Origin of the sequence: Methanobrevibacter sp. (assembly GCF_045577275.1) — an archaeon.
Taxonomy (GTDB): Archaea; Methanobacteriota; Methanobacteria; order Methanobacteriales; family Methanobacteriaceae; genus Methanobrevibacter.
Genome location: NZ_JAZNIB010000025.1, coordinates 1 through 8,916 on the forward strand (window position 1 = coordinate 1; position 8,916 = coordinate 8,916).

An 8,916-nucleotide genomic window follows, 5' to 3' on the forward strand; every position below is an offset into this window, starting at 1 on the left:
TGGCTATTTTTTCTTATAAATTTCATTAATTTTAGTTAATCTTGATTATTTGCTATTTTTTATTAATTCTATTAAGTTTATGTTATCTATTTTGAATTATTTAATCAAAATATTATTATTTTGATAAAAAGGTATATATAAGAGTTTTATTTAAATATATTATTGTGTTTTTATACTAAAATCAAAAAAAATGGTTTATTTTAATAATAACTATTTAATTATGGAGGCTTTTTATGACTGGATTAATAGATTTATTCAAGGAAGCTTTAGCTTATCCTACTAAGGATTATAAGGCTTTACTCATTTTTGGAGTAGTTTTCCTTGTTGCAAATTTAACCTCAGTATTAGGTTCTTGGGGTATTGAAATAAATACAACAGTAATAGAATTACTCGCAATTGTTACTTTAATTCTTTATTTCGTTACACAAGGTTATATCTTAAGTGTTTTAAAAGAAACAATAAATTTTAGTGATGATATCCCTGCATTGGATATTTTTGCTAATCTTGTTGATGGATTAAAATTATTGGTTGTTGAAATCGTTTACTATATCATACCAACAATAATCGTTTTGGTTGTAGGATGGCTTTCCGGAACCTATTCCACAGTGTTCAAGATTGTTGAATATATGGGTCAGGAAGTAACAAACACTACCGTTAATGCTACTGCTATGGTAAATACAGTTCCTCAAGAGTACTGGTCTGCGTTATTCGCTGGACTTTTAATCACTGCTGTTGTTGCAATGATCTTATATATCATATTTGGTTTATTGTTGGAAATTGCAATGTGCAGATTAGCTAAATATGACAGTATCGGTGAAGCTATTAACATTAAGGAAGTAATTGGTGACATTCAAGAAATCGGTGTTGGAAGATATATTGGATGGTATATCCTTTTATTAATCATTACAATAGTCTTAGGAATTATTTTAGGGCTCTTCACTGCTATACCATATGTTGGTATATTAATTGGATTCTTAGTGATAGCTCCATTCATTGCTTTATTCGCTGCTAGAGCTTTAGGAAACCTTTATAGTGATGCAGAATAGACAAACTTTTTAAGGCCTATGGCCTTAAAAGCCTGACCAAAACTTTTCACAATTAGAGTGATGTGATTCATCGCTCTTTTTTCTTATTTTTATTAATTTTTCTTTTTTTAGACTGATTTTAATGCTAAACTTTATATATCTTAAATTAGATAAATATTAAAGTATAATAATTATTTTACTATATATTTTATGCTCATTTTAAAATATTGATTTAAAATATTATTATTTTGGATTTATTGATAGAGGTTAAAACTTGTTTAAATTAGATGAAAATTTAATTGGTGAATTTAAAAAACCGTTAGGTAAATTGTATGCTGAATTTGAAGATGCAATACCTATGATTAAAGAAGCTAATTTTCTAATCTCTGTTGGTGATCAAACTACTAAAAATCTTGTTGATAATGATTTGATTCCAGATTTGGGAATCATTGACAATCGTATTCAACGTAAAGATCATAATCATGATATTATTCGTACAGAAAACATTTTAGAAGCAGATAATCCTGCAGGCACAATCACTGAAAATCTATGGGAAACCATAGAGAAAGCTATTTCTTTAACTTTAGAGGATAATGAAAATCGTATTATTGTAGTTAAAGGGGAAGAAGATCTTGCAGTTCTTCCATGCTTATTGATTGCACCTGAAGATGCTGTTATTTTATATGGTCAACCTAACGAAGGTTTGGTCTTTGTAAATGTTTGCGAAGGAAAAGACAAAGCAGCTAAACTTATGACTTATTTTAATAAGGAATAGTTGTTCTAGTTTGCTTTGATAAATTATTTAATTTATTAATAATAATTAAATTCAAACCCTAAAAGAGAGGTTTTATAATGGATATTGAAATTATTGAAAAGAAAGAAAACGTTTTATTTGATAGAACTGAAGTTAAATTTATTGTTTCTTACATAGGAGAACCAACTCCTAAGCTTTTAGATGTCAAAAGCAAATTAGTTGCTATGCTTGACACTAAAAAAGAATTAATCGTTGTAGACAACATTCAACCAGGATACGGTGAACCTAAAGCAACTGGTTACGCTAAAGTATACGGTAGAGAATCATCTTTAATTGATGTTGAAAAACCAAGCATCATTGAAAAGAACAAAGAACCAGAAGCTCCTGCTGAAGAAGAAGATGAAGCGGAAGAATAATTAGGAAGGATTTAGGAGGATATTATTATGCCTGATAAAAAAGATTTATACACTGTAGAAGGAGACAAAATCGTAAGGAAAAACCCATTCTGTCCTCGTTGTGGTGAAGGTGTATTCATGGCTGACCACGGTGACAGATTCGCTTGCGGTAAATGCGGATACACTGAAATGAAAACTAAAGAATAGATTTATTCTTTTCTTTACTTTTTTACTTTTTTTTAATTATTTTAATTATTTTAATATTTAAACAATATTTTCATGCTATTTTTTTAAACTATTTTTTACTATTTTTTATTCAGTATTCAAAATTAGGATAAAAGGATATCTAAGGTTAAATCAGACCTAAAACTTTTTGTAAAATTCAACAGTCATGAAACTACAGTTCACTCAATGAATATTAAGATCATTTGAATGATGAAAAGGGAAACAAGTAAAACTTGTCTCAAAGTCACAACCATAATTTCACCTCCTTGATTTTGAGAAAATTGATGATTTATTTTAGATATCGAAACCTAAATAATAGTTTAAATTAATTATTTATAAATTTAACCAATATTATGGCTTTAAATTCCATTTTAACTGATAAATTGCTTTTATTTTGTAAATTAAACTCATTTTAAAAAAATTTAATCAATTTGAAAATATTGGTTGAGTTTGAAAAAGTTATATTGCACTAAAAAAAAACGAATCATAAATAAGTAAATAAATTGTTTTCAATTTAAAAATTCTAAAAATAGTATAAAATTTAAAAACGTTAAAAGAATCCAAAATAATATTTGGATTCCTTGACGTCCAATTTTCTCAAAATGGGAGTTTACATCAGGTGTAAACCCTTAAACTTATTTTAAGATTTATATTATTTAAATCTTATCAATTATGAATTGATTCTCTTCATTTTACAGTTAATATTGCTTTAATTTCGTAATTTTATTATTTTTCATAATTCCTATTCTAACTGTCCTTTTTTAATCTATATTAGATATTTATATAAATTATTAAAACTAAAATTTAATAATATATAACTAATTAAAGAATTTTCTTGAATTCTTATTTGAAATTATAATTAAAAATTTTACATTTATTATTAAATTTAACGAGTTGATATCCTTGAAAATTAGAACTGGAAGACTTGAAAAGGAAATGACCGATGAAGCAGCAGTATACACTTCTTCATTGGAATTTGATAGATTTATCTTTGATGCAGATATTCAATGCAATTACGCTCACACTTCAATGCTTAAGGCACAAGGGATTATAGATGGAGAGATAGCAGATAAAATCCTTAAAGCGTTGGATAAGCTAAGCGATGAAGGTTTCGATGCACTTGAATTTGACCATTCTGTTGAAGACGTTCATATGGCTGTGGAAAACTATGTAACCAAGCTTGTAGGGCCTGAAGCAGGATTTATGCATACTGCAAAGTCAAGAAACGACCAAGTTGCAACAGATATAAGATTATTGTTGAGAGACAGAATATCTGAAATCCAAATTGGAATCCTTGAGTTCATTGAAGGAATCATTGAACTTGCTAAGGAGCATAAGGAAACAGTCATGATTGGATACACTCATTTGCAGCATGCTCAGCCAGTTACCTTGGCTCATCATTTGATGGCACATGCACAAGCCCTAAAAAGGGATTACCAAAGATTGGATGACACTTATAAAAGAGTCAATCTAAACCCATTAGGTTCAGCTGCTATGGCAACTACAAGTTTTCCAATTGATAGGGAATTGACAACCCAATTGTTAGGCTTTGATGATTATCTTGAAAACTCAATGGACGGTGTTTCCTCAAGAGACCATATTGCAGAGACTGTATTCGACCTCAGTGCATTATGCACTACATTATCCAAAATCTGTGAAGAATTGGTTCTTTGGAGCACTTATGAGTTTGGAATCGTTTCAATGGCTGATGAATACTCATCAACATCTTCAATCATGCCACAGAAGAAAAATCCTGATGTTGCAGAAGTGGCAAGATCCAAATGTGCAATAGTCAATGGAGAATTGATCACTATCCTAACCATTCTAAAAGCTATTCCATACACTTACAATAGAGATTTGCAGGAAATCACTCCTCATTTATGGAATGCATGTGATGTGGCTTATGACACTTTAAAGATAGTCAACCATATGCTTTTGACTGTCACTTTCAATACAGAAAGATGCTTGGAATTAGCAGGAGCAAACTTTGCAACAGCTACTGATTTGGCTGACATTATGGTAAGGGAAAGAAAGATACCATTCAGAACAGCTCATAAGATTGTAGGCAGAATTGTAAATGAGGCAGTTGCTGAAGGAGTTAATCCAAGTGAAATTGATGGAGCTTATGTAGACAATGTAGCAGAGGAACTTGGATTTGAAAAATTAGGTCTTGATGATGAATTGATTCATAATGCATTGAATCCAATTGAAAACGTTAAGATTAGAAACGTTCCTGGTGGACCTTCTCCTGAAATGGTGCAATTGGCTATTGACAATATGAACATATTTTTAGATAATGAATTTGAAAAACAAGGAATCTAATTGTTTTTCACTTTTATTTGTTTTATTATTTTTTTATTTTTTAAATTTTATAACTATTGTTAAATATTTTATCTTAAATTGCTAAGCTATTGATATTATTGTTTCTAGATGGTGGAAATATGGTATATGATGTAAACGCTCTTTTGAATCATATAAATAAGATCAGAAGGGAAATAGGTCATGAAGAAGTCAATATAGACATTAAGGAAGTTCTATATGACAATGATGCGAATGAAATGTGGATAATTACCAATGACCGTCCTGACAAATCAGCTATTATTGGAAAGGGAGGATGGGTTGTTGGCAGACTCAGAGAAGAGCTTGAAATAGGCAGCATTCATGTTGAAAGCCATTCTGATTTCCTTCAAAAGGAGTATAGGATGAATCTTTCTTTGAATAAGTTAAATTCATTTGTAAACGAAAATAAGGAAAACTTGGATTATGGCACTTTTATAGCATTAAACAATTTAATAGACATTCTAAAGATAAAATTGGATAATTTGTATTCATTTAATTTCTACAAGTATTTCAAGGATTTGGAAGAAGGTCCATATGGCTATTTTGAAGCGGAAAAGCCTGCAGCTATTGTAGCATTATCTGGTGGAACTGACAGCAGCTTTTCACTAATATTGGCTAAAAAATTGGGATTCAATCCAATAGCAATTACTGTTGACCCTGGAACCATAATTCTGCCGAATCAATTTAGGCATAACATTGACAAGCTGGTTGAGGAATTGGATGTTCCTCATGAGTATATTGAAGTGGATTATAGTGAATTGGTTCAGGAATCATTCGCTGGAAGATTCCATCCTTGCGGAAGATGTTCAAAGATCATTGAGGAAACATTATACAAATATGCTTTAGAAAATGATGTTCCTATTGTGATTTTTGGGGATATGTTGGCAACTGGAAGTCAATGTGTAACAGAACAAGTATGCAATCTTGATGAAAGTGAAGATGAAATTGATGAAATTGGTAAAAATGAACCAACTGATGTAGATAATGAAGCCAATAATAATAAAGTTATTAGGCTCAACTTACCTGCTTCATTATCCGTATCAAAATCTGAAAACAAATCCTTAACTGTGCATTATAATTTAAACAAGTTTAAAGGATTTGGATGCCCATTGTTGTATGAAGTTCACAAGAAGTTTCCTCACATGAAAAGGTATTCGATACAAAGAATTTTAAGGGAAACAAGATCTGGTGTACTTGAACCTGGTGAGGCATTGGACTTGATTTGGAGTTTTTATAAGACTGATTAGAAAAATGATAATTCAGAACAAATAATAAAGTAAAAATTTAATCTTATGCTTTTATTCTTTATTGAGGTGAAAATATGAAAAGAACTATCTGTCCACGTTGTGGTTCCACTAATATAGATTGGATCATTCCACAGGTTTGGTCAAAATGGGAATGTAAGGACTGTTCCTATACTGGACCTGCTATTGAAGCTGATGATGATTTGATTGCAGAAATCAAGGCTGATTGGGAAGAGAATAAGGAAAAATATCTTGAAGAGGAAAATAGGAGAGCTCAACAGATTGCATCTGGTGAAGATGAAATCTTGGATAAGGAAATGGAATTGGAAGAGGAAGACGAACTTAGCGAAGAGGAAATGGATAAAAAATTGAGAGAATTGAATTTATGATTGCTTTAAAAAATATTCAATCTAAATCATTAATTTTTTATACTTTATTCAACATACTATTATTTGAATATATTAACTTTGTAAAAATTTTAAGTTCATTGAACTTTATAGAAGAGGTGAAATTATGCCTAGTTTTTTAAATTTACGTGGAAATAATAATGACTCTAAAGACCCTAGATTAATTAGGGAAGGAATTAAATTAGGAGTTAATTATAAAAGATTTAGTAAAGAGCCTGTATTGGGTAAAAACATTTTACTAAGATCTAATACTGTAATCTATAATGATGTAATCATTGGAGATGACTTTAAAACTGGACATAATGTTGTTGTAAGAGATCATACTACAATAGGTAATGATGTATTGATTGGTACAAATACTGTCATTGAAGGTGGATGTGAAATTGGAAATAATGTAAGCATCCAATCCAATGTATACATTCCTAGAAACAGTATTATTGAAGACAATGTATTCATTGGCCCTTGTGCCTGCTTTACAAATGACAGGTATCCTATTAGAGTAGAATATGAATTGAAAGGACCTCAACTCAGAAAAGGATGTTCTGTTGGTGGAAATACAACATTCTTATCTAATATAGAAGTTGGTGAAGGAGCTATTGTAGCTGCAGGTGCAGTTGTAACCCGTAGTGTGCCTCCTTATTACTTGGCTATCGGTACTCCAGCTAAAATTAAGCCATTGCCTACTTCACTCAGAGTTCCAAACATGATCTAGTTTTGGAATTTCTTTCTTTTTATTTTTTTATTATATTTTTTTAGGTTTTTCTTTTTTAGAAATAAATTATTTTTTATATTCTAATCTATTTTATTAATTTAATTAAGTTTTTTTAGCTTATTTTTTAATTTTATTAATCATTGATTTTATTTTTCCTATTTATTCCTTATTTCTTCCTTATTTTCCATTTTTAACCCAAAGATTATATATTATAAAAAATATATAATTTTATGTTATATATTATATATTTATTCTAAAATATTCTAAAACATAGTTTTTTAATTTAATTTATGTTTTGTTTTAAATATTTTAAAAATTAAAGTTTTTATACTAATTATTAATTGAACTAGTTTGGAGTTATATTATGATTGTTAAAGATTGGTGCTCTTATTGCGGTTGTTGCGCAGGTGTTTGTGTAAGAAACTGCATAGAAGTAAAAGAAACTGCTTTAGTTTTTGATGAAAACTGTAATGAATGTGGAATTTGTGTAGACGCTTGTCCTTTAGCGGCACTCGAATTGGAAGAATAAGTTAGTGGGGATGAATTATTATGATTAAAACTGATGTATTGGTTATTGGTGCTGGACCTGCTGGTTCTACCGCTGCAAGATTTGCAGCAAAAGGTGGAGCAAAAGTAATTCTTTTAGATAAAAAATCTGAAATCGGTGCTCCTAAAAGATGTGCTGAAGGTGTTTCCAAGAAGACTTTTGATATTTTAGAGCTTGAAGCTGACCCTCATTGGATTACTCAAGAAATTGAAGGTGTAAGATTGATTGCACCTGATGGAACCGATGTATGGATTACCAATGATGTTGTGGAATTGCCTGAAGCAGGATACATCTTAGAGAGAAAAGTTTTCGATAAGCATTTAGCTATGGAAGCAGGAAGAGAAGGTGTAGAAATCAGAATTAAAACCCAAGCAAAAGGTCTTAAAAAAGAGGAAGATGGATCTTACACAGTTACTTGTGAATGCATGGGTGAAGTTTACGACATTAATGCTAAAATACTCATTGGTGCAGATGGTCCTGAATCCCACGTAGCTAAATGGGCTGGACTTAAAGCAATCACCAAACCTAAACATATGGAATCAGGTATACAATTTGAAATGTGTAATGCTAAAATGGAAAGAAACAATGTCCTTGAGTTCTACTTCGGTAGCATTGCACCTGGAGGATACTTCTGGTTGTTCCCTAAAGGTGATGACATCGTAAACGCAGGACTTGCAATCATTCCGGATATGGCTGAAAAATCTGCTTATGAATATTTGGTTGATGCTGTTAACAACTGTTATGCACTTAAGGATGCTCAACCTGTTGAATTGAATGTAGGTGGAGACCCTGTTGGAGGTCTTGTAAAAGAGATGTATAATGACAATATCTTGCTTTGTGGAGATGCAGCTAGTCAAGTTAACCCACTTACCGGTGGAGGAATCACCAGTGGTATTACCGGTGGTAAATTAGCTGGTCAAACTGCTGCTGAAGCTATTAAAGCAGGAGACTGCTCCAAGAAATTCCTTAAAAAATATGCTGATTTGGTAGATGAAGCTATGGGTCGTGATATGGACAAATACACCAAAGCTTGTGACTACTTATGGTCTTTAAGTGATGATGACTTAAACAGCATTGCTAAAGCTTTCCAAGAAATTGAATTTGAAACTCTTGGTACTACTGAACTTGTAAAAGCTTTAATTAAAGTTCAACCAAGTGCAGCTTTAAAATTACGTAAATTATTCTTATAGATAATTTACACTTTTTTATTTTTTTTTTTAAATTTTTTATTTGTTTTCTAACTATTTTTTTAATTTTTTATTCTATT

General features: G+C 30.6%; 10 protein-coding genes. All 10 read left to right on the forward strand.

Annotated elements, in window-relative coordinates:
- The first annotated feature begins 233 nt into the window (after nt 1-233).
- Complete coding sequence (locus tag ACKI67_RS00905; protein ID WP_407461504.1) at nt 234-1,046, forward strand: DUF4013 domain-containing protein; 813 nt, start codon at nt 234-236, stop codon at nt 1,044-1,046.
- Between the two features lie 253 nt (nt 1,047-1,299).
- On the forward strand, nt 1,300-1,800 hold the full coding sequence (locus tag ACKI67_RS00910) for a GTP-dependent dephospho-CoA kinase family protein (protein ID WP_407461505.1): 501 nt from the start codon (nt 1,300-1,302) through the stop codon (nt 1,798-1,800).
- 77 nt (nt 1,801-1,877) lie between these two features.
- Nucleotides 1,878-2,195 (forward strand): 30S ribosomal protein S24e, encoded by a 318-nt coding sequence (locus tag ACKI67_RS00915; RefSeq protein ID WP_407461507.1) that lies wholly within the window; start codon nt 1,878-1,880, stop codon nt 2,193-2,195.
- Between the two features lie 27 nt (nt 2,196-2,222).
- Complete coding sequence (locus tag ACKI67_RS00920) at nt 2,223-2,381, forward strand: 30S ribosomal protein S27ae (protein WP_296869229.1); 159 nt, start codon at nt 2,223-2,225, stop codon at nt 2,379-2,381.
- A 921-nt stretch (nt 2,382-3,302) separates the two neighbouring features.
- A complete protein-coding gene (argH, locus tag ACKI67_RS00925) occupies nt 3,303-4,721 on the forward strand; it encodes an argininosuccinate lyase (RefSeq protein ID WP_407461508.1) in 1,419 nt (472 codons plus the stop codon).
- A 119-nt stretch (nt 4,722-4,840) separates the two neighbouring features.
- Nucleotides 4,841-5,986: an ATPase gene (locus tag ACKI67_RS00930; RefSeq protein ID WP_407461509.1), complete on the forward strand. Its 1,146-nt coding sequence runs from the start codon at nt 4,841-4,843 to the stop codon at nt 5,984-5,986.
- 74 nt (nt 5,987-6,060) lie between these two features.
- Nucleotides 6,061-6,372 carry a hypothetical protein gene (locus tag ACKI67_RS00935; protein WP_407461510.1) on the forward strand — a complete coding sequence of 104 codons (312 nt, stop codon included), beginning with the start codon at nt 6,061-6,063 and terminating at the stop codon, nt 6,370-6,372.
- A 124-nt stretch (nt 6,373-6,496) separates the two neighbouring features.
- Nucleotides 6,497-7,102, forward strand: a complete 606-nt coding sequence (locus tag ACKI67_RS00940; protein ID WP_407461511.1) for an acyltransferase — start codon at nt 6,497-6,499, stop codon at nt 7,100-7,102.
- 364 nt (nt 7,103-7,466) lie between these two features.
- Nucleotides 7,467-7,631 carry a 4Fe-4S binding protein gene (locus ACKI67_RS00945; protein WP_407461512.1) on the forward strand — a complete coding sequence of 55 codons (165 nt, stop codon included), beginning with the start codon at nt 7,467-7,469 and terminating at the stop codon, nt 7,629-7,631.
- A gap of 20 nt (nt 7,632-7,651) precedes the next feature.
- On the forward strand, nt 7,652-8,839 hold the full coding sequence (locus tag ACKI67_RS00950) for an NAD(P)/FAD-dependent oxidoreductase (protein ID WP_407461513.1): 1,188 nt from the start codon (nt 7,652-7,654) through the stop codon (nt 8,837-8,839).
- Nucleotides 8,840-8,916 lie beyond the last annotated feature (77 nt).

What these genes read in the sequence shown, in the direction of transcription:
- ACKI67_RS00905 (WP_407461504.1), top strand. Translation starts at nt 234, where the DNA reads ATGACTGGATTAATAGATTTATTCAAGGAAGCTTTAGCTTATCCTACT.
- ACKI67_RS00915 (WP_407461507.1), top strand. Translation starts at nt 1,878, where the DNA reads ATGGATATTGAAATTATTGAAAAGAAAGAAAACGTTTTATTTGATAGA.
- ACKI67_RS00920 (WP_296869229.1), top strand. Translation starts at nt 2,223, where the DNA reads ATGCCTGATAAAAAAGATTTATACACTGTAGAAGGAGACAAAATCGTA.
- ACKI67_RS00930 (WP_407461509.1), top strand. Translation starts at nt 4,841, where the DNA reads ATGGTATATGATGTAAACGCTCTTTTGAATCATATAAATAAGATCAGA.
- ACKI67_RS00935 (WP_407461510.1), top strand. Translation starts at nt 6,061, where the DNA reads ATGAAAAGAACTATCTGTCCACGTTGTGGTTCCACTAATATAGATTGG.
- ACKI67_RS00940 (WP_407461511.1), top strand. Translation starts at nt 6,497, where the DNA reads ATGCCTAGTTTTTTAAATTTACGTGGAAATAATAATGACTCTAAAGAC.
- ACKI67_RS00945 (WP_407461512.1), top strand. Translation starts at nt 7,467, where the DNA reads ATGATTGTTAAAGATTGGTGCTCTTATTGCGGTTGTTGCGCAGGTGTT.
- ACKI67_RS00950 (WP_407461513.1), top strand. Translation starts at nt 7,652, where the DNA reads ATGATTAAAACTGATGTATTGGTTATTGGTGCTGGACCTGCTGGTTCT.